This window comes from Ferrimonas marina (genome assembly GCF_900129905.1).
Lineage (GTDB): Bacteria > Pseudomonadota > Gammaproteobacteria > Enterobacterales > Shewanellaceae > Ferrimonas > Ferrimonas marina.
This window is the reverse complement of record NZ_FQXG01000002.1, coordinates 237,226-256,321: the sequence shown is the minus strand read 5'-3', so window position 1 is coordinate 256,321 and position 19,096 is coordinate 237,226. Positions and strand designations below refer to the sequence as shown.

General features: G+C 58.1%; 17 protein-coding genes. 7 read left to right on the top strand and 10 right to left on the bottom strand.

Translation table 11 applies throughout. From position 1 onward, the window contains the following. The first annotated feature begins 62 nt into the window (after window positions 1-62). The 3 genes from BUC04_RS04865 to BUC04_RS04855 are packed head-to-tail and all read left to right on the top strand — an operon-like array spanning window position 63 to window position 2,520. Window positions 63-266, top strand: a complete 204-nt coding sequence (locus BUC04_RS04865; protein ID WP_067657469.1) for a DUF1656 domain-containing protein — start codon at window positions 63-65, stop codon at window positions 264-266. 8 nt (window positions 267-274) lie between these two features. Beyond that, on the top strand, window positions 275-1,138 hold the full coding sequence (locus BUC04_RS04860; RefSeq protein ID WP_067657472.1) for an HlyD family secretion protein: 864 nt from the start codon (window positions 275-277) through the stop codon (window positions 1,136-1,138). A 17-nt stretch (window positions 1,139-1,155) separates the two neighbouring features. Beyond that, on the top strand, window positions 1,156-2,520 hold the full coding sequence (locus BUC04_RS04855; protein ID WP_082766595.1) for an FUSC family protein: 1,365 nt from the start codon (window positions 1,156-1,158) through the stop codon (window positions 2,518-2,520). A 120-nt stretch (window positions 2,521-2,640) separates the two neighbouring features. Here BUC04_RS04855 and BUC04_RS04850 read toward each other — a convergent pair whose 3' ends face one another. The 4 genes from BUC04_RS04850 to BUC04_RS04835 form a co-directional block, all read right to left on the bottom strand. Next, the gene (locus BUC04_RS04850; RefSeq protein ID WP_067657478.1) at window positions 2,641-3,030 is read right to left on the bottom strand and encodes a VOC family protein; all 390 of its coding nucleotides are present in this window, start codon (window positions 3,028-3,030) and stop codon (window positions 2,641-2,643) included. A gap of 63 nt (window positions 3,031-3,093) precedes the next feature. After that, window positions 3,094-3,498, bottom strand: a complete 405-nt coding sequence (locus tag BUC04_RS04845) for a helix-turn-helix transcriptional regulator (protein WP_067657481.1) — start codon at window positions 3,496-3,498, stop codon at window positions 3,094-3,096. Between the two features lie 145 nt (window positions 3,499-3,643). Further along, the gene (locus BUC04_RS04840) at window positions 3,644-4,549 is read right to left on the bottom strand and encodes an alpha/beta fold hydrolase (RefSeq protein WP_067657484.1); all 906 of its coding nucleotides are present in this window, start codon (window positions 4,547-4,549) and stop codon (window positions 3,644-3,646) included. Between the two features lie 247 nt (window positions 4,550-4,796). Beyond that, window positions 4,797-5,696: a LysR family transcriptional regulator gene (locus BUC04_RS04835; protein ID WP_067657487.1), complete on the bottom strand. Its 900-nt coding sequence runs from the start codon at window positions 5,694-5,696 to the stop codon at window positions 4,797-4,799. A gap of 165 nt (window positions 5,697-5,861) precedes the next feature. Between BUC04_RS04835 and BUC04_RS04830 the strand changes: the two genes are divergently transcribed. Both BUC04_RS04830 and BUC04_RS04825 read left to right on the top strand, forming a co-directional pair. Beyond that, complete coding sequence (locus BUC04_RS04830) at window positions 5,862-6,527, top strand: CatB-related O-acetyltransferase (RefSeq protein WP_067657490.1); 666 nt, start codon at window positions 5,862-5,864, stop codon at window positions 6,525-6,527. Window positions 6,528-6,591: 64 nt separating this feature from the next. After that, a complete protein-coding gene (locus tag BUC04_RS04825) occupies window positions 6,592-7,830 on the top strand; it encodes a transglutaminase-like domain-containing protein (protein WP_143165542.1) in 1,239 nt (412 codons plus the stop codon). A gap of 66 nt (window positions 7,831-7,896) precedes the next feature. Here the strand turns inward: BUC04_RS04825 and BUC04_RS04820 are convergent, their stop codons facing one another. Together BUC04_RS04820 and aspT are read right to left on the bottom strand one after the other, a co-directional pair. Continuing rightward, the gene (locus tag BUC04_RS04820) at window positions 7,897-9,486 is read right to left on the bottom strand and encodes a bifunctional aspartate transaminase/aspartate 4-decarboxylase (RefSeq protein ID WP_067657496.1); all 1,590 of its coding nucleotides are present in this window, start codon (window positions 9,484-9,486) and stop codon (window positions 7,897-7,899) included. A gap of 131 nt (window positions 9,487-9,617) precedes the next feature. Next, window positions 9,618-11,333 (bottom strand): aspartate-alanine antiporter, encoded by a 1,716-nt coding sequence (gene aspT / locus BUC04_RS04815; protein ID WP_067657499.1) that lies wholly within the window; start codon window positions 11,331-11,333, stop codon window positions 9,618-9,620. A gap of 1,171 nt (window positions 11,334-12,504) precedes the next feature. Here aspT and BUC04_RS04810 point away from each other — a divergent pair. After that, entirely contained in the window at window positions 12,505-13,956 is a 1,452-nt protein-coding gene (locus BUC04_RS04810; RefSeq protein WP_073325625.1) for a phospholipase D-like domain-containing protein, read from the top strand. Here BUC04_RS04810 and BUC04_RS04805 read toward each other — a convergent pair whose 3' ends face one another. After that, the gene (locus BUC04_RS04805) at window positions 13,957-14,421 is read right to left on the bottom strand and encodes a hypothetical protein (RefSeq protein WP_143165541.1); all 465 of its coding nucleotides are present in this window, start codon (window positions 14,419-14,421) and stop codon (window positions 13,957-13,959) included. It abuts the gene before it with no gap. A gap of 315 nt (window positions 14,422-14,736) precedes the next feature. Then, window positions 14,737-15,684 carry an SDR family oxidoreductase gene (locus BUC04_RS04800; RefSeq protein WP_067657508.1) on the bottom strand — a complete coding sequence of 316 codons (948 nt, stop codon included), beginning with the start codon at window positions 15,682-15,684 and terminating at the stop codon, window positions 14,737-14,739. A gap of 218 nt (window positions 15,685-15,902) precedes the next feature. On the opposite strand from BUC04_RS04800, the gene BUC04_RS04795 reads away from it, so the two are divergent. Then, complete coding sequence (locus tag BUC04_RS04795) at window positions 15,903-16,805, top strand: AraC family transcriptional regulator (RefSeq protein WP_067657511.1); 903 nt, start codon at window positions 15,903-15,905, stop codon at window positions 16,803-16,805. A gap of 87 nt (window positions 16,806-16,892) precedes the next feature. Here BUC04_RS04795 and BUC04_RS04790 read toward each other — a convergent pair whose 3' ends face one another. Next, window positions 16,893-17,657: a hypothetical protein gene (locus BUC04_RS04790; protein ID WP_067657514.1), complete on the bottom strand. Its 765-nt coding sequence runs from the start codon at window positions 17,655-17,657 to the stop codon at window positions 16,893-16,895. Window positions 17,658-17,733: 76 nt separating this feature from the next. Further along, window positions 17,734-19,032 (bottom strand): serine hydrolase domain-containing protein, encoded by a 1,299-nt coding sequence (locus BUC04_RS04785; protein ID WP_067657516.1) that lies wholly within the window; start codon window positions 19,030-19,032, stop codon window positions 17,734-17,736. Window positions 19,033-19,096: the final 64 nt, after the last annotated feature.

Sequence of the window (19,096 nt, the reverse complement as noted above, 5' to 3'; positions counted from 1 at the left end):
TCATGAGTGTGTGCATTTTTCAATCTCAGGTTAAATAGCCGCAACTTTGATGAGGATTCGCTATGCCGTATGAAATAACGATTGGGGAGATATACATTCCCCCTTTCCTACTGGTGATCTCGCTTGCCTATATCGCCACTCACCTTATGACAGCGCTGATTGCGAAGCTCGATGGCTACAAGTACGTGGCTTATCCCGAGATTGCAGAGATGAGCCTGTTCGTGCTCGTCACTTTAATCATTGGCTTATTTATTCCCTTTGTATGAGGCCTTTTATGTTTCGCAAATTTATTACGACTGCCGTCCTGGTATTGGCAGCCGCCGGTGGCTCCTATTCCTACTACCACCACAGCGTGCAAAACCCGTGGACGCGGGATGGGCAGGTACGTGCTCATATCGTTGAGGTGACGCCGCGCGTCACCGGCCAGATCGTTCAGCTCAATATTCGCGATAACCAACATGTGGAAGCAGGCGACCTTCTGTTTAAGGTGGACGACAGCCAGTACAAGGCTGAGCTGGCCAGTGCCAAAGCGGCGGAGCTGCAGTTTGAGGCCTTGGTGAAGAAAGCCAAGAACGAGCAGAACCGAGCGGTGCAGTTGGAGCAGCGCGCACCGGGTTCAGTGCCGGTGTTGACCCTGGACAACTACCAGATTGCGGTGGAAACCGCCGAGGCCAACCTCGAGGCCGCCCGGGCCCAGACCCACGAAGCCGAGCTGTTGCTGGAGTACACCGACGTCAAGTCTCCGGTGGATGGCTTTATCACCAACCTTAACCATCGGGTCGGGTCGCAGGTGGTGGCTAACTCGCCGGTGGTCGCCCTGATCGACGAGCACAGCTTCTGGGTGGAAGGCTTCTTTAAAGAGACCGATCTCGACGGCGTGCAGCTCAATCAGCGTGCCCGCGTGACCCTGCTTTCCAACAGCACTCAGCCCTTCGACGGCACCATTGAGAGCATCGGTTTTGGCATCTCCAAGACCGACGGCAGCACCGGCAACGCCCTGTTGCCCAACGTGAACCCGAACTTCCAGTGGATCCGCCTGGCCCAGCGTCTACCGGTGAAGATCAAGCTGGATAGCGCCCCGGATAACCTGCAACTGCGGGTCGGTACCACCGCCTCGGTGCAGATCCTGGCGGACTGATGACGGTGGAATGAATCATGTTGAATCACTCTATGAAGGGGGCGATAAAGTACGGCCTGGCCCTGATCATCACCATGATGCTCTCCATGTGGCTGGGCTGGTCAAAGACCTCCTGGTCGATGCTGACCGTCACCGTCCTGGCCGTGTTGGATACTTACGGCTACTCGGCAAAGAAGGGGCATGACCGCCTCCTTGGCACCGTAATTGGCACTGCCGTGGCCTTCTTGATGATTGGCCTGTTTGTCCAGCAAAGGGCGCTGTTTATCGCATCGATGACGGCCTTTATGTGGGTCTGTGTTTATTTCCAGTCCCACCGTCGATGGGCCTACACCTCTAACCTTGCCATTACGGTGTGTGTGATTATCGGCAGCTCTATTTCGGCAGACAGTGTGTCGGTGATCTCCACTGCCATCATCAGGATGGAGGAAACCGTTTTGGGTGTGGTGGTGTTTTCCGTGGTGTATCGACTGGTGTGGCCAAGCCTCACCGACGAGGCCTATTTTTCCAAGCTTCAGTCTGAGCTCAATGATCTGCAATCGCTGTCGGCCTTGCTGAAAAAAGGGGAACACGACAGCGATGAGATAGCCAAGCTACTGAGCCGCGTGAAAAAGAGCGCGGACAGCCTCAAGGAGTTGCTGTCACTGCCGGTGGAGCCCAATGAGTACCTGTTTCAACATAGGAAGAAGCTGCACTCGTTAACGGCGCTGATTGATGACGCCATTAAGATCGCCGATCAGGAAGCCAGCCGACATGGCAGCATGGTGAATAGCTTTTACCTGGGCGTGCTGGATGAACTGCTGGAGGAGTTGGCCCGCTTTGTTGAAAGCCGGGGTGAAACGGATATCACCAAGTCGAAGGACGCCAAGCTTGCGGCCCTGCCGGCGATGCTGTTGCCCAAGGAGAAGCGGCTCTACTTTGCCAACCTTGCCGCCTGCGTGATGCTGACCACCTTTGTGTTGTGGATCATTATGCCGGTGCCTATGGGGGTGCTGTTTCCAACCTTCGCGGGGATCTTTGCGGCCAACGTGATGGCGATCCCAGGTAAGGCGGTGAAGTACATCATGCTGATCTACGTGGGCATCGCGGCAGTGTTGATACTTCAGTTTGTCTTTATCATGCCGGCCATGACCGAGGCCTGGCAGATATTGGCACTCTACTTCGTCAACGCCGTGTTCCTGTTTGGCATGTGCGACTTTCTTAAGGTTGGGGCGCTTAAGGCGCTGGCGGGCAACGTGCTGGTGAACGTGCCCTCCAGCGCGGTGGAACCGGTGCCGAGCTACAACATACTCAGCCCGCTAAACCTGCTGGTGGTGTTGTGTTTATCGCTGCTGATCATCGAGTTTTACGCCAAGGTGTTCTCAATCAAGGCGGCGCAGAGCTGAAGCCTGGGTGCGTAGATTGACTGGGCTTGTCTTAGGAGCAAACAAGAGGGGCCTTCCGGCCCCTTTCTGATAGGTGAGAGCGGCGTTGTGTCCGGCTCTCTGTCCAAAACGGCAAGCGCTCTATAACGGCTGCATCAGCTGGATGTGATTACCGCAGGTGTCGTCCAGTACCGCAATCTTGACGGTGCCGGCCTCCCGGGGCGCAATGGAGAATGCCACGCCCAGCTCAGTTAATCGTTGGTACTCGCCCTCAAGGTCATCCACCGCAAAGGAGGTCCAGGGGATCCCGGCTTCCTTGAGTGATTGTTGGTACAGCCGGGCCGGCTCAAACGCCATCGGCTCCAGCAGCAGCTCGACCCCGGATTGTTCCTGGGGGGAGACCAGGGTGAGCCAGCGGTGCTCGCCCAGGGGCACATCCGCTTTCTTAATAAAGCCCAGTTTTTGAGTGTAGAAATCCAGCGCCTTCTCTTGGTCGTCAACCGGCACACTGGCTACGGAGATTCTGATCATCGCTTTAAAAGTCTCTATGGGTTTAACAACGCTGTAAGGTTAGCCGCGGCTCGACCCAGAGACTTATTCCCGATTGCCTTTGTGGATCAGCTGGTAGGCTTTGGGCGTACTGCCGGTGCACTTCTTAAAGACGGAGGAGAAGGTGGGCAGGCTCTCGTAGCCCACCTCCAGACAGACCTGGGTGACGGCCATCCCCTCGCTCAGCAGCCGTTTGGCCTTGGCGATGCGCAGGTCGCGCAGATACTGCCTTGGGGTTACACCGTACATCCGCTGAAAGGTCCGAACGTAATGGAATCGCGACATGAAGGCCGCCGCTGCCAGGTCGTTCAGCTCAACCCTGTCCGCATGGTACTTCTCCATGAAGGCCTTGGACTGCCGGATCTGTACATACTGTTGGGGCCGAAAGGGGCTGTCAGCATTCAGCCGATCGAGTTCGAGCTCGTAGAAGGTTTTTGGCGTGTTCGGCATGGGGCTCTCATCAAGTGGCGTACCGACGAGCACTGATTGTACCATCGGCGCCCAGGACGAAAGAGCCAAGATAGCTGGCCTGAGTGAAATCGACAGTCCCTGGGTCTGACGTCGCTTTGAATCCGTCTTATAAGGCTGACTGCACTTAGCTAAGGTGTTGGTTTAGCTGGCAGTGAGCGGCGATGTCACCCACGATAGCCGGCAGTAACTGGGGCGGAAAATCGTGCCCCATGCCGGGATAGGTTTTTAACTTGGCATTGGGTATTGCCTTCGCCGTCTCTCGCCCGCCATCACAGTTCACCAGGCCGTCGCTTTCGCCGTGAAGCACCAGGGTGGGGGTGGTGACCTGTTCCAGCTGTTCGGTGCGATCGGCAGCAAAGATCACGGCAAACATCTGTCGCAGGGTGCCCTTCGATGTCATGCCCCGTGCCATCATCGCCGCGACTCGGTTTTCCAGCTCTGCCGTGTCCACCGGGTAGGCCGGACTTCCAATCGTTCGCCATAGGTTGATGTGGTAGGCGAACCGGCCTTCATAGGTGGGGCTGGCGGGTTTGGTGAAAATGGCCCTTTTGACCTCTGTATTGATGGGCGGCAGGGCGCGGTAGCCAGTGGTCGACATGATGGACGTTAATGTGAGCAACCGTTCAGGGTGATGAATGGCCATAAGCTGGGCGATCATACCGCCCATGGAAGCACCCACAACATGGACCTTGTCCAAGCGCAGCGCATCCAGCAGTGCCACGGTGTCGGCCATCATATCTTCAAGACGATATGGTGCCCTCGACTTGAAGCCCAGCTTGCGCTTTAGCAGTGCCCAGGCAAGGTTTGGTGTCTTGATGTTGAGTGGGCCAGAGCGGCCGATATCGCGGTTATCCAGCAACAACACCTGATAGCCCAGCGCAATAAAGGATTGCACCATCTCTGTTGGCCAACCGGTTAGCGGCACGCTCAGGCCATGGATCAACAGCAGGGTTGGCCGGTTCGATTCACCATGAAGTTGGTAAGCAATCTCGACCCCGTTCACCTTAACGGTCGCTTCGGTAAAGTCCATCGTCGTCCATGTCTCCCTTGTTTGATCCCTGGTGACGTCGTCAGCCTGGGTGATAGCGCAAGCCACAGGCGGACATCCCTTCGTTCCCCACTGTTTGAGCGCGACCTCATCCCTGCTTGAGCGCAAGCTCATCGCTTGGGGGGCCTGATAAAACCTGCCGGTCATTTACTGTCCACGCTAACAACCGTGCCGCACCTTATCAACGCTGTCGTTGGGTCACCTTTGTAGGAGCAAGGGGCGTTGCCGGTTATTCGGTTTGCTCCCAATAGGGTGGGGCACCCAGGTAGTCGCTGTAGTAGTCGATGAAGGCGCGCACCCGCGGGGCCACTAACTGGGAGCTGGGGTACACCGCCCAGATGGCGCTGTCAGAGATCAGCGGGTAGTCGCTGAGGATGGGCACCAGCTGGCCGCGTTTGAGGTGTTCGTAGACGCTCCAGCTGGAGTTGATGGCGATGCCCAGGCCCGCCACGCAGGCATCGCGCATGGCATCGCCGTTGTCGGTGCGGATCCGTCCGCCGGTACGGACGGTGAGTGGTCCCTCCGGCGTATCAAAGCTCCAGTTCTCCAACCCCACCAAATCGATGCACTGGTGCTGCTGCAGCTGCTCCGGGGAGGTCGGCTCGCCATGGCGCTCAAGGTAGCTGGGCGCGGCACAAACCAGGCGGCGATCAGTTGCCAGCTTGCGGGCGATCAGGCTGGATTCTTTCAGGTGGGCGTCGCGAATGGCGATATCGAAGCCGCCCTCCACCAGATCGACGATGGCATCGCTGAAGCGCAGATCGACACTGAGATCTGGGTAGCGGGAGAGGAAGCCTTCTAACGCCGGTACCAGGTGCAAGCGACCAAAGGAGGCGGGGGCGGTGAGGCGCAAGGTGCCGCTGGGGGAGCCCTTCTCCCGTCCCACCGAGGCACGGGCCACCTCGATGCTGGCCAGCACCGCATTGGCGTGGGGCAGGAAGGCGTGACCCTCTTCGGTGAGTGAGACCTTGCGGGTGGTTCGGTGCACCAGCCGGGTGCCCAGTTGTGCCTCCAGCTTGTTTATGTGGGCACTGGCCACCGCCGGTGAGAGGCCCAGCTCTTGACCGGCTTGGCTGATGTTGCAAGTGCTGGCGACGCGGACAAACAGCCGGAGGTGGTCGATGTTCATGGCCCTGGATGCGCTCCCTGTGCTGATGCTGGCTATAGTACGTTAACCCATTGAGGCTGAATGCGGCCAGGGGCGATACCTCTGTCGCACCGTTCCGGCCTAAGCCACACTATTTAGTGTGAGACTGGTACTATCCCTCTGTTTTCATTATCAAAGAGGTTTCGGATGGATGCCAACACGCTGTACCCCATCGAAGGGTTCACCAACACCGTGCTGCTCAAGCCCCTGGTGGCAGCCAGTGAGATGAGCAACGTCGAGGTAGGGGAGTTCAGCTACTACAGCGACTTCGACGACCCCACCCGCTTTCTCAGCGATAACGTCCTCTACAACTACGGCTTCTCTGGCACGAAGCTGCGTATCGGCAAGTACTGCGCCATCGCCCATGGCACCCGCTTCATCATGGCGGATGCTAATCACGCCACCCGGGGTGTCAGCACCTTCCCCTTTGCGGTATTCGGTGGTGAATGGGCCCAGGCGCTGCCGCTGGAGAAGTACCCGTTCAAGCAGTACCGGGACATCGTGGTGGGTAACGATGTCTGGCTGGGCTACGGCGTCACGGTGAAGCCCGGAGTCACCATCGGTGATGGCGCCATCATCGGCAGCCAGTCGGTGGTAGACCGGGATATCCCCCCCTACAGCATCGCTGTGGGCAATCCGGCCAAGGTGGTGAAGCTGCGCTTCAGCGAGGAGGAGCAGTTGCTGCTGGCGGAGCTGGCCTGGTGGGACTGGTCGCCGGAGCAGGTGCAGGAGGTGATCCCCATCCTGGTGCGCGGTGACGTGGCCAGTTTGCACGCCCATGCCATTGCCGAGGGCCTAATAAAGGCTAAGTGATTGCATTTGCAGGAATTTAGTTTAACTATGGGCAACGATTAAGCAGGCGAAGGAGTCGCCGCGGATGCTGACAAGCAACAAGGAGGTAGCGATGAAGCCGAAACGGATTAGTGCAATGGCCCCGGTGGGCCTGGTGTGTTTGGCAGGCCTGATGGGTGTTCTAGCAGGGCCTGCCCAAGGGGCCGCCGAGCCGCTGATGAAGGTGCAGATCACCGACACCAACAACTATCAAAGCGGTTACGTGTCTCACCCGGATGAGTTGAAGACCCAGGATGACGATGCCCTGGTGGGCTACGTGTTTGAGCGGGTGCAGTTTCAGGGCAAGCAGGACCCCGAGCTGTTCATCGAGGTGATGGACTGGGTAGCCAGCCAGTGGCAGCACGATGGTATGAATCAACCGCCGGCGGGCATGAGTTCGCTGGAGATCCTCAAAAAGGTGCACCAGGATGGCGAGCAATACCGTTGTGTTGAGTATGGCCAGGTAATGGCCGATATCTTGGCGGCCATGGGCCACCATACCCGCTCGATTGGCCTGCAAACCGTGGACGTGGCCTACGGCGGCGTTGGCTTGGGCCATGTGGCCACCGAGGCCTGGTCCAACAGCTTGGGCAAATGGGTGTTCTTTGACCCCCAGTTCAGCATCTACGCTCAGCATGATGGCGAACTGCTCAACATCCACGAGATCTTCCTGCTGAAACAGGCGGGCCAGTTTGAGGATATTGAGCTGGTGGTGACCCCACGCTTTGCCGCGGCCAACAACTTCCAGCCGGAGCAGTTGGAGGAGTACCGGGACTTCCTGGGACGCTACCTGGGTTACCACATCTCCCGCCGCTACCTGCATGGTGAGGAGCAGTCTGTGGTGTTGATGATGGAGGCGCAGCTGCCGGCTATCACCTTCCAGGGGATGGGCACGGAGCACAAGCGCCTGTTCACCCGCTCATCGGAGGTCGCCTATCCCCAGATCAATCGCACTCAGGTGGCGATGACGGCGCTGCCCAATGCGGAGGCGGAGGGGAACTTTATGGGGCTGATTGAGAAGCTTAAAATCACCACCAATGAGCAGTACCTCGAAAACATGAGCCACTTTGCCGCCATCGGCCAGGTGTCGATGCGGTTCTTAAGCAGCATGGACAGCTTCAGCCATTACCAGGTGCGGGAGAACGGCCAGCGCTGGCGCACGGTGGAGGGGCAGGAGTACCTGTGGCACCTGGCCGAGGGCGCTAATCGCTTCGAGGTGCGCAGTGTGTCGGATGCCAAGGTGACCGGGCCCATCACCTTCGTCGAGATCCAGTACGGCCCCTGATAGCTCCATAGATACAAAAAGGCCCCGAACCAATGTTCGGGGCCTTTTTTGGGGCGTCAGTCTGGCTTACTGAGCGGCTTGGAACTCGGCGAAGTAGCCATCCAGCATCTTGCGGGTTTCGCGGCCGATCAGGGCGTACTCGTAGTGAGTCAGGTTGGCCAGGGAGACGCGCACGGAGCCGTGAACCACGTCAAAGCCTTTGCCCGGCAGCAGTACTACACCGGTGTTGGCGGCCAGGCGGAACAGGAAGTCCTTGCCCTTGTTGGCGTCTTTGAACCAGTCAACGAAGGCCTGACCGTACAGCTTGCGACCCAGTACATCCAGCTCCAGCAGGGTGTAGTAGTCAACGCGGTTGGCGTCGTGCTCCAGGGCCACACCCAGGTTCTTGTACAGGGTGTTGTGGCGCTCACGGATGATGCGCTTACAGGCCGCCTTGTACTCACCTTGGGTGTCCATCAGGCAGGACAGGGCGAACAGGCCCATCTGTACCTGCTGCGGCAGGGACAGGCCAGCGGTGTGGTTCAGGGCCACGCTGCGGCTCTCTGCCACGATGCGATCGATGAAGCGGATCTCACGCGGGTTCTCGGTCAGGGTCTTGTAACGCTCGTCCAGACGCTGCTGTTGCTCCTCGTTCATCGCTTGGATGGCATCATCGAACACGTTGTTGTGCTGGATGGCGATGCTGCCCAGACGCCAGCCGGTGGCACCAAAGTACTTGGAGAAGGAGTACACACACAGGGTGTTGTAGGGCAGTTTGGCGAACAGAGACACGAAGTTGTCCGCAAAGGTGCCGTACACATCGTCGGTGATGATGAACAGGTCCTGACGCTGGGTGTTTACCAGCTCTGCCAGGGCATCAAGGCACTCGTCAGACATCTTCACGGAAGCCGGGTTGGCCGGGTTCACGACGCACAGCAGCTTGATGTCGGTGTCAGCCAGCTTGTTGATCTCGGACTGGGGCAGCTGCCAGGTCTCTTCGTCCAGGCGCAGCTCTACGATCTCCAGTTCGAACTCGGACAGGCCGGGGATCTCCAGGTATGGGGTGAAGATCGGGGTGATCAGCGCGATCTTGTCACCTTTTTTCAGCAGGCCGTTCTTAAACATGGTCTGGAAGGAGTAGGTCATGGACGCGGTGCCGCCTTCGGTGGCGAACACGTCAAAGTCATGAGCGATCGGCATGTCGCCGTACATCTCTTCCGCCAGGTAGGCCTTCACTACGGATTCCATGTGAGTCAGCATGCGCGGCGGTACCGGGTAGTTACAGCCCAGGAAGGCGTTAACCAGTTCGCTGAGGAAATCGGCTTTCTCGATGCCCAGACGATCCTTGGCGTAGCTCACTGCTTTTTGCAGGAACTGCACGCCCGGCTGCTGGCCAGACTCCTGAACGAAGGTGTCGAAGCGGCCAACGATGCCGTCGGTATCCGGAATGCCACCGAAGCCGGCATCCAGGTAGGCGTAGGCACGCTCGGCTTCCTGCATGGAGAAGTCACCCAGGCGCAGGAAGGCGCGGCGGGGGTTCACGGCCAGGAAGTTGGGGTTACCACGGCCGGCGTCCAGCAGCGGGCGGTCCGGTTTGGCCTGGGCCAGCTCAATCAGGGTGTCTTTCAGTTCAAACGGGCTCAGATCGGCGAGCTGGGCGAAGTCGATGTTTTGCATGATAGTTTCCTTTGGATCTCAATAAAATTCAGTGTGCTCGGGTCGTGCCGGCCCGGCGCTCGCTGCGCTGACAGCGGCGTTGGGGGCACGACCCGGTTAGGTAAATTCGTTTCAGGTTGTCGCTGGCCGCGTTAGATGGCCACGTTCAGGGTGATGATGCCGACGATGATCGGGCCCCAGAGGGTCAGCAGCACGTTGGCAACGGCATAGGTCACGGTGAAGCTGAAGGTCGGGGTGGAGTTCCCGGTTTTCTCCAGCAGGGCAGCGAAACCCGGGTTGGCACTGCGAGCACCAATCAGACAGCCCATCGCTTCCACCGGGTTCTTGATTCTCAGCACGTAGTAGGAGAAGAAGAAGCCTAGGAACTGCGGGATCATGGTGACCCCAACACCCATCAGCAGCAGGCTCAGGCCATGCTCCTGGATGGCGGCGATGGCGCCAGGACCGGCCTGCAGGCCAACGATGCCGACGAACACTGCCAGACCCAGGTCACGGATAAAGTTGGAGGCACCCACCGGGAAGGCCGCCACGTTCGGGTTACGGCTGCGCAGCCAGCCCATCAGAAGACCGGAGGCCAGACAGCCGGCACCGGAGCCGATGGTCACCGGGATACCGGCGATCTTGAAGTTGATCAGGCCAAACACCAGGCCCAGGGCCATACCGGCACCGAAGAAGATGAAATCGGTGGCGGTGCTGCTGCCCAGACGGCGACCGACATTGTTTTCGATGCGGTTGATGTCCTTCGGCGAACCGGCGAACTGCATCATGTCGTTCTTGCGTACCACCAGATCCGGGGTGATCTCGATGGACTTACCGCCGCGGATAAAGTCGGTCAGGTAGACACCGCGGGTCATGTCACGGTTGGTCTGGGCAGAGATCTGCGCCAGGGTCTTACCGATCAGGTGCGGTTGGTTGGCGATCACCTTGCGGCTCTCCTCCACCAGCACCATGTCATCAGCCACTTCCACTTCCTCGCCCAGGTAGACCTGGTAGCGCTGAACCGCTTTGCGGCGACCGGTGACCACCAGGATGTCGCCAGCCTGGATGGTGATCTTGGCTTCGTCATCGCGCTCCAATGCCTGGCCATCGCGCTCAATCAGCTGGATGGAGAGGTCGATCAGGGCCTGGTTTACCTCGGCCAGGCTGTGGCCCAGCACGGCGCTGTCAGCATTGACCTGGTAGGCACGGGCAGCCAGCTGAGTCAGGGCATTGAACTCACCTTCGTTCAGCTCCGGCTTGCCGTCGCTGTTGGCTTCGGCCAACTTCAGCGCTTCTTTGCGCAGATCCCAGCCCATCATGGCGGGGATGATGGAAACCATCAGGATCGGGCCCAGGGAGCCGAAGATGTAGGTCACCGCGTAGCCCACAGCCACGTTGGTCTGCATCAGGTGCTTGGCTTCCTCGGTCACGCCACCCAGCTTGCCAATGGCGTCGCCGGCGGTACCGATGATGGCGGACTGGGTCAGACCACCGGCGGCCAGGCCCGCGGCGGTACCCCGATCCAGCTCGAACCAGTAGGCAAAGGCCAGTACGGTCAGCAGGCCAAACACGGTAACGGCCACGGCGGACAGCAGCACGTTGATGGTGCGGCGGTTGAGGGCGGAGAAGAACTGGGGGCCCCCGGCAAAACCGACCGCGTAGATGAACAGGGCGAAGAAGATGCTCTTCACACCGGCGTCGATCTCAACGCCGAACTGACCAATCATCACGCCCACCAGCAGGGTACCGGCGACACCACCCAGGACGAATCGCCCGATGGTGATCTTGCCCACCAGGTAACCCAGGGCAAGGGTAATAAAGAGCGCCACGAAGGGTGACGAGGTAAATATGCTTTCTAAAAGACTCATGGCAATGACTTGTTGTAGGTGATTCGGTAATAACTCTGCATGGCGCTCTCTGTACGCCGTTGGAGTTTGCGTTATCTGCGTCCAGTCAATGAGAAACTCTGTGGCGTTAGATTGAGCCGCCAGGCTCATTCATCCATGCCGAGTCAGAACAGCTGGGACTTATCACCAATAAGGTGGACAAATTGACTACCGGTATTCGGCGCCCCGTCGCTTTCTGAGTGCGTACTCTACGGCCGCAGCTGAGCAAGCAATAATTCAAGATGACGGACCAAACCCTCACATCTGGTCGGTTTGTCCTCACCTCACCATGGGCTATGGAGATGTCTTGCACCTATCTGGCTGTTTTGTAACTTAAATTGTGTGTTTTCTCAGTGGTGGTTCGTCGGCCGCTGGTGGAGGATGGGATAGCAAAAAAATGAAAAAAGACGTTTTCTGTGTGTTGCTAATACAACTCTGACGAAATCAGGCTGATCGAGGCGCTATTTGATGGCTCAGTGAGAGAAGAAGGAATAGGCGGCTAGCACTTGGCATTAGCACCTGAGATTGGTAGCTAAGATTAGAAGCTGAGATTAGTGCAGAAGGAACGGGACCCTCTAAGAGGTCAGGTTCAAAGAGATGAAGCAAAAGGGTAGAACAAATAAGCAAGGCAAAGGGGGAAAGTAAATAGGTAAAGCAGAGAGACGAAGCAAAGAGCGAAAGTAATTAAATAAGAGAACTAAAGCAGAAAGGAAGGTGTCGGAGTCGACAGAAAGAAAAAGTAGGGCATAGAAGAGGCCAGAGGCCCACTTCGTATCCTTTGCCCCGAAGTGATTAGGTCTATGATGCCAATGGCGTTTAACTCCAAAGCCATTGAATTGATCGGCGCACCCTAAAGACAATGCACTCCCAAAGGGTGTCGTTGCCGCCGGTCAACGCCGCAAACGATACCGGGGCAGGGGAGGATCCGTTAATCCCTTTTGACGGACGCTATCCTACGATGGCACTGCTCGAGCCTCTTCCCAGCCAATGCTGCGGCTATCCATCACCTTCCCGCTTCAACATGGTGAGACGCCATCAAACCTGCCCGCTGCCGAGCCCCCCTTTATCTGACGGATTACGTCCATCATAAGCGCGCCGCGTTGCCTTCGAGAGGCTGCTAGAATCGCGTTTTTTTCGTAACCGGAGTGGAAAGATGAGCGGGAAAACGCGACGACTTGGCCTGGTGATGTTGCTGCTGGGCGTACTCTCAGGCTGTGGCTCCATGCTGCCAGACCGAGTGGCCGATCTGGACCCGCTGTGGCAGCCACAGACGGTGGCCGGTGAGGTGTACCTGGTGCCCACCGCTGGTGAGGCCCTGGCCCATCGCATCCAGGCGGTGCGTGAGGCTGAGCAGCACGTCGACCTTATCTATTTCACCTGGAACAAGGACCTGACCGGCGCCTACCTCTACCACGAGCTGTTGCTGGCGGCGGAGCGGGGCGTCTCGGTGCGGGTGCTGCTGGATGACCTGCTGGAGTTCGAGGACCCCTGGCTGGTGGAACTGGATCGCCATGCCAACATCGAGATCCGCATCTTTAACCCTTTCCATGCCCGCAAGGGGGGCTGGATGGCCCGCGCCTTCGATTTTCAGCGCAACAAGAAGACCCTGAACCATCGCCTGCACCAGAAGTATTTCCGGGTAGACGACAACGGCTTTATGGTCGGTGGCCGCAACATCGGTGACGATTACTTCGGTTACAGCGAGGCCGCCAACTTCTTTGACCTGGATACCATGGTGAAGGGGCCAGCCCAGGCCCAGTTTGACGCCAACTTCACCCAGGTGTGGCATCACCCTCACTCCCGCCCAGTGGCGGAAGTGATGTCGGTAGAGCCGAAGGATGACCAGTTCCGCACCGAGTTCGAGGCATTAAAGCAGGCCAAGCCAGAGCTGGCGGCCACCATTGAAGCCAGTGTGACAGACCTGGCGGCACCGGAGTTTGTCGAGGCGTCAGTGACCCCGATCTTCGATGACCTGCGCAAGGTGGAGGACGCACAGCCCTATTTCCGTGATCGAGTGGAGCGCTTCCTGATCCTGCAGGACCGGCCGGCCAAGCATGCTTTGGTGTCGACCCCCTACATGTTGCCCACCCACGATGAGTTCGAGGGCGTGGTGAACTTTATCGAGCGCGATGCCAGCGTCACCCTGCTGACCAATTCGTTGGCGTCCAACGATTCGGCCTTTGTGGGTGCCTACTACAACAAGTACCGCAAGCCGCTGCTGGAGATGGGACTGGAGATCTACGAGTACGACAACCAGGCGGAACATTCGGACTATGCCGTCAGCAGCAACACCTTCTATCACAACAAGGCGATGGTGCTGGATGGCCAGATGAGTTACGTCGGATCGTCCAACTTCGATCCGCGCTCAGACCACCTCAATCTGGAGCTGGGCTTGATGATCGACAGCCCGGAGTTTGCCCAGGTGCTGGAGGATTATCTGCTGGAGAGCCAGCGCCACAACTACTGGCACGCCACCCTCAACGACAAGGGCAAGGTGCGTTGGCAGAAAGGGGAGCAGCGGGTGAAGCACAACCCCAATACCAATGCCTTCCACGCGTTGCCGGACTGGTTCTTCCGTACCCTGAACTTCAAATCAGAGCTGTAGTCAGTGCGCTTGTTTGAATCTGTAGTAGAGCGCCAAGGCGGAGGCACTGATTAACAAGGCAAGCCATGACTCCGAGTACAAAAAGGTCAGTAGGGGTTGCAGGTAAAGGCCCAGCGCCAGCAGTCCATCAAGCCTGAAGAAAACAGCAAAAACGATGGAGGCGATGAGCATGGTAACGCCAGTGGCGGCCTTGCTCTTGAGCTGCTCCTTTTCCTTTTGTTCTAGGAAGTCGTGGAACATCCGTATGTTTTTGTCGGGGTCCGACTCATCGTGCTTCAGCCAGAATGTGCCAGTCGCATCGGCCTTGCCGTGCAGCTGGCCAAATTCAGCCCGGGCATTCTCCAGCGTTTGTGCGCTTCCCTGGTGCATTAGCAGATAAAATGCCGTGTTAAATATCAGGATGGCCAAGAACAGGGTTAGGTTGCGCACGACAAGGGGTCTCAATGAAATGGTGGTCTCAGCCAAGGGTAAAAGCTTGCGAGGTTTACCGTCGGCATCAGGAGCTAGCTTAGCGCCTGATCTAGCCCGGAATTGTAGATTGGCGGCGAAGTGATAGGTACCCGGTTGATTGCCAGCGTGATGCTTGTCACGTGTGATGCAAAGGGATTGAGCTGCGATTTATCGCGCTAGTCAAAGAGTGGGGATTACAAAACAGCTGATGGAGTCTAACGCTCTTTTGAAATGACAAAGGCGGGAGCACAAGCTCCCGCCTTTTTACTTTAGGAAGGCTGGTCGGGAGTTGCCTTGACGAGCCCCGGTCATCAAAACCGTTGTGCTGATTTAGACAGACCAGCTCAGCCCGGTTTTCTGCTCTGACAGGGCCCAGAGGCGATCTGCCATCTCCCTGTTCAGCGCCACCTCATCCAGCGGACACTCCCCCACCGGGCCGACGGTTTGTGCGCGCTTGGTCGGGCCGTAGTTTCGTTCCACTTCCAGCTCCTCCTGGGTGGCACACATCACCTCCGGCCAGGCACCGCGCTCGGCGGGTTGGGCAATGATGCGGGACATCACCGCCCACAGCGCCTTGTTAAAGGGACTGGCGGTATCCTGCAGCAGGTTGGTGCGGGAAGCGCCGGGGTGGCAAACCTGCACCTGCACCGACTTCCCTGCGGTCTGAACCCGGCGTTGCAGTTCGTAGGCAAACATCATCTGCGCCAGCTTGCTCTGGGCGTAGGAGTTCCAGGCGGTGTACTTGTTATCGAAGTTCAGATCGTCAAACTGGATCCGCTTCAGGCCCATCTTGTAGGCGTTGCTGCCCACCACCACGATGCGGCCCTTGGAGGCATCGATGCGGTCAAACAGCAGGCCACAGAGCAGGAAATGGCCCATGTGATTCACCCCCAGCTGACTCTCAAAGCCATCGACGGTGATCTCCTGCTTGGCCACCTGGGCGATGGCGGCGTTGCAGATCAGCGCATCGATTTGCGGCACCTTGTCCAGCACCTTAGCAGCGGCATTGCGCACCGAATCCAGCACCGCCAGATCCATCTGGATGAAGGTCACCGCGGCATTCACACCAAACTCCTGCTGCAAGGTGGCGATGGCAGCGGCAGACTTATCGGCATTGCGATTGAGCATCACCACCTTGGCCCCTTTGGAGAGCAGCAACCGGGTGGCTTCAAAGCCGGCCCCGGCGTTGGCGCCGGTGATCAGGTAGGTTTTGCCAGCCAGGGAGCCCAGTTGCGCCGGAGTCCAGCCCTTAGGGCCAAATTGAGAGTGAGTCGCCATGATATGAATGCCTCATCTTTAGGTGCGAAATGGAAATGCCTGGTTGAAGGTGTTGACCTTCGATTGCTCCGTGGCGGGTGTCTGTTGGCCGAACGCCGTTTCGGACGGGAACTACGATAACTATCGGGCGGGTTAAAAAATAGGCGCGTTAATCGCTATTACTTGCCTATTTGTCTCACTGCGTTGAGAGGGGCGAGGTGCAGTGCTAGCGTGAGCCTATGAACAGAGAGTACTTAAAACAGCTGATTGAAGGCCGAGTCAGCGAAGACGGCCTAATCGAAACCGGGATAAGCGGGGTCAAACTCTTCCGGGTGACCGAGCCGCACCGCTGCGCCCCTGCCATCTACGAACCCACGGTGGTGGCCATCGTCAGTGGCACCAAGGAGGCGATCCTGGATGGTCGCTCCTATGTCTATGACAGCAGCCAGTACCTGTGTTGCACTCTATCGATGCCGGTAGAGGCGGGCACGCCCGCCGCGTCGCCGGAGAACCCGCTGCTGGGGGTTTATATCTCACTGGATACCAAGGTGATGACCGAACTGGCCATCGAGATGGATAACGCCATGGGGGCCGTGCGCAAACCCAGAAGTGGCACGGTGCCCCAGGGGCTGACCCTGGCCCGCTGGGATAACGACTTCACCGAGGCACTGGAGCGGCTGCTGAAGGTGGGGGAGAACCCGACCGATATTGCCGTTCTGGGTGAGGGGCGCTTGCGCGAGTTCTATTACGCCGTGCTTAAGGGCGCTGCCGGGGAGTCGGCCCGGCGTGCCTATGGGCTGGGTAATGAGATTGCCCGGGCAATTAACTTCCTGTCGACCCGGCTGGACCAGGCCGTCACCATCGATGAACTGGCCTCCCAAGTGGGGATGAGCCGTGCGGTGTTCCATCGAAAGTTCAAGCAGGCCACCACCTTGTCACCGATCCAGTTTGTGAAATCGATGCGGCTGAACAGCGCGGCGATGAAGATAGCCGGTGGCATGAACGTCAACCTGGCGGCGTTGGAGGTGGGCTATGTCAGCTCGTCGCAATTCAGCCGCGAATTTAAGCGCCTCTATGGCCAATCGCCCAAGCAGTGGAGTCAGGCCAAGCATCCGGCTGGCGCGGCGTCGGGCACCGCCTGAGCTAGGCGAGTCGCTGCTTTGGCATAGCGCAAATCAATGAAAAAGAAGCGCCCCTAAAACGGGGCGCCTTTGTTTTGTGGGTTTAGCCTAGAAGAACCACTTCATGCCGATCTCGGCTTTCAGGTCGCCATCGCCCTTGAAAGCAATGCCGTCGACCACCCCATCGGTGCTGTTGTACTCCAGCTTGGTCATCAGCCAGTGGGTGCGATCGGAGCGCAGCGGGGCGTTGACCATAAAGTTCCAGGTGGTGGAGTTCAGTTCAATGGTGTCACCGGAGACACTGAAGTACTCCGGCCAGGCCTGGATAAAGGCACCGCTGTCACCGAAGGGGATGGTGGCAAACAGGTTCAGCATGAAGCCATCCACGCTCTCACCGGCAATCTCGCCGGTGGCGTAGGCCACGTTGGGGAACAGCATCGCCTTGCCCCTAGTGTACTTGGGGTTGAGAAGGCCGATGGTGCCGACTGAGAACAGGTAGGCATCATCGCCACCGACCACGTCCTGGTGGATGAGATCCACACTGGCACCGACTCGAGGGAAGATCCCGTCCCCTTCGCCAATGGCATGGACCTGAAAGTACTGAGCACGGGCACTTCGGTAATCGATGCCGAAGCTGTCGCCATCCTCAGCACCACGATCGCCCCAGTTGGCCTCGACAAAGCCGGCAAACTGTATCTCTTCGCTCCACGCACCGGTGAACATGGCGGAGGTTCGAATGTCGGCATCCGAGGTGATGAACACCGCGGCTTGGGTATAGACCCGGGTCAGATCGGACGGGTCGATCACCGCCTCTTCAGCAATCGCAGGCACAGCAAAGGCGGCCAGCAGGGCCGGTATACACACTTTTTTCATAGTGAATGTCTTATTGTTGGCTCAAGGAGGGGGCCGGAGGCGGCAGGCCTCCGGCTTTGGCTGATGAGAGTGGCGTTTACTTCAGGCTGTCAGCAATCGCTTCAAACGACGCCATGCGAGGGCGGTTGGTCACTCGCGCAGAGTTGGAGGCGCTGGCTGTCGAAGCAAAGGTAGCGATCACCAGGTTCTTCTCCTGATTGATGTAGAGGTTCTGACCGAACACACCGCGGAAGGTACCGATGCCTTTTTCGCTGTCATGTACCCAGAGGTAGTTCTTGTAGCCTTGCAGCCACTGGTCGTACACCGGGCCGTTCTCGTCACGGTAGATACTGCGTGCGGTATGCAGTTTCTCCTCTTCGGTCAGGGCAAAGGTGTCCTTAACCCAGGCTTCGGAGAACACCTGCTCGCCGTTGTATTTGCCGTTGTTGGCCATCGCCATGCCGACACGGGCAAAGTCACGCAGGGTGGTGTTCATGCCACCGGTGGCGATGGCGACAAAGGTCATGTCCGCCATCATGAAGGCATCGTGCTCGGTGCCCAGCTTGCTCCAGATGTTCTCCGCGATGAAGGTCTGCAGCGGCTGGCCGGAAACACGGCTGATGATCCAGCCGATCACGTCAACATTGGGGGAGTGGTACTCGTACTTGTAGGACGGCTCCAGGTCCGGGTTCTGAGTGAACATCGGGGCAAATTCCAACAGACCACGGGGGGTGTCGTCTTTGGTCGGGTCAATGGCGTTCAGATCGAACGCCGGGATAAAGCCCAGACGACGGAAGTACTCGGTGCTGACCTCGCCCGGTGTCATGTTGACGTAGTCTTCGGAGTAGTTCAAAGCGGTGACCATGTTCAACACTTCGCGCACCGTGCGCTGACCGAAGTGCGTGCCCTTGAGCTCTTCGATGTAGCTCTCTACCTTGGCGTTCACGTCCACCTTACCCTGGTCAACCAGCAGGCCCAGGGCCTGACCGGTCAGAGATTTGGTGCTGGAGGCCCATAGGTGGTGGTCTTTTGCAGTGAAGTCACCGAAGTACTCTTCGTGCAGGATCTTACCGTTGTGAATAACGATGTAGCCGTCGGTGTCATCGCCGATCATGGCGTCATTTACGGTGTAAGTCTTACCTTGGTAATCAAACTCCAGCTCGGCGATCTTTGGGTTCAGCGCTTCGGGGATGGCCACGATGTCACCGTCACGGGGAACCATCACGCTTGGGTGCATCCCCACGTTGCGGAAGGTCCATTTGTTGAACGGCTGCAAGGTCCAGTTGGCTTTAGTGGCCTGTGCTTCAGCAGCCGCGGGAATGGTGTCCATCGCCGCCAAGGCAGAACCTGAGCCAATACCCATCAGCACCAGCGCTGCAATCAAAGAACGTTTCATTGTTATATCTCTCGGTTACGAAAAGAGTTCCCGGCGAGACTAACGGGATACAAATTATCGTTCA

What these genes read in the sequence shown, in the direction of transcription:
- BUC04_RS04865 (WP_067657469.1), top strand. Translation starts at nt 63, where the DNA reads ATGCCGTATGAAATAACGATTGGGGAGATATACATTCCCCCTTTCCTA.
- BUC04_RS04860 (WP_067657472.1), top strand. Translation starts at nt 275, where the DNA reads ATGTTTCGCAAATTTATTACGACTGCCGTCCTGGTATTGGCAGCCGCC.
- BUC04_RS04855 (WP_082766595.1), top strand. Translation starts at nt 1,156, where the DNA reads ATGTTGAATCACTCTATGAAGGGGGCGATAAAGTACGGCCTGGCCCTG.
- BUC04_RS04850 (WP_067657478.1), bottom strand. Translation starts at nt 3,030, where the DNA reads ATGATCAGAATCTCCGTAGCCAGTGTGCCGGTTGACGACCAAGAGAAG.
- BUC04_RS04845 (WP_067657481.1), bottom strand. Translation starts at nt 3,498, where the DNA reads ATGCCGAACACGCCAAAAACCTTCTACGAGCTCGAACTCGATCGGCTG.
- BUC04_RS04840 (WP_067657484.1), bottom strand. Translation starts at nt 4,549, where the DNA reads ATGGACTTTACCGAAGCGACCGTTAAGGTGAACGGGGTCGAGATTGCT.
- BUC04_RS04835 (WP_067657487.1), bottom strand. Translation starts at nt 5,696, where the DNA reads ATGAACATCGACCACCTCCGGCTGTTTGTCCGCGTCGCCAGCACTTGC.
- BUC04_RS04830 (WP_067657490.1), top strand. Translation starts at nt 5,862, where the DNA reads ATGGATGCCAACACGCTGTACCCCATCGAAGGGTTCACCAACACCGTG.
- BUC04_RS04825 (WP_143165542.1), top strand. Translation starts at nt 6,592, where the DNA reads ATGCTGACAAGCAACAAGGAGGTAGCGATGAAGCCGAAACGGATTAGT.
- BUC04_RS04820 (WP_067657496.1), bottom strand. Translation starts at nt 9,486, where the DNA reads ATGCAAAACATCGACTTCGCCCAGCTCGCCGATCTGAGCCCGTTTGAA.
- aspT (WP_067657499.1), bottom strand. Translation starts at nt 11,333, where the DNA reads ATGAGTCTTTTAGAAAGCATATTTACCTCGTCACCCTTCGTGGCGCTC.
- BUC04_RS04810 (WP_073325625.1), top strand. Translation starts at nt 12,505, where the DNA reads ATGAGCGGGAAAACGCGACGACTTGGCCTGGTGATGTTGCTGCTGGGC.
- BUC04_RS04800 (WP_067657508.1), bottom strand. Translation starts at nt 15,684, where the DNA reads ATGGCGACTCACTCTCAATTTGGCCCTAAGGGCTGGACTCCGGCGCAA.
- BUC04_RS04795 (WP_067657511.1), top strand. Translation starts at nt 15,903, where the DNA reads ATGAACAGAGAGTACTTAAAACAGCTGATTGAAGGCCGAGTCAGCGAA.
- BUC04_RS04790 (WP_067657514.1), bottom strand. Translation starts at nt 17,657, where the DNA reads ATGAAAAAAGTGTGTATACCGGCCCTGCTGGCCGCCTTTGCTGTGCCT.
- BUC04_RS04785 (WP_067657516.1), bottom strand. Translation starts at nt 19,032, where the DNA reads ATGAAACGTTCTTTGATTGCAGCGCTGGTGCTGATGGGTATTGGCTCA.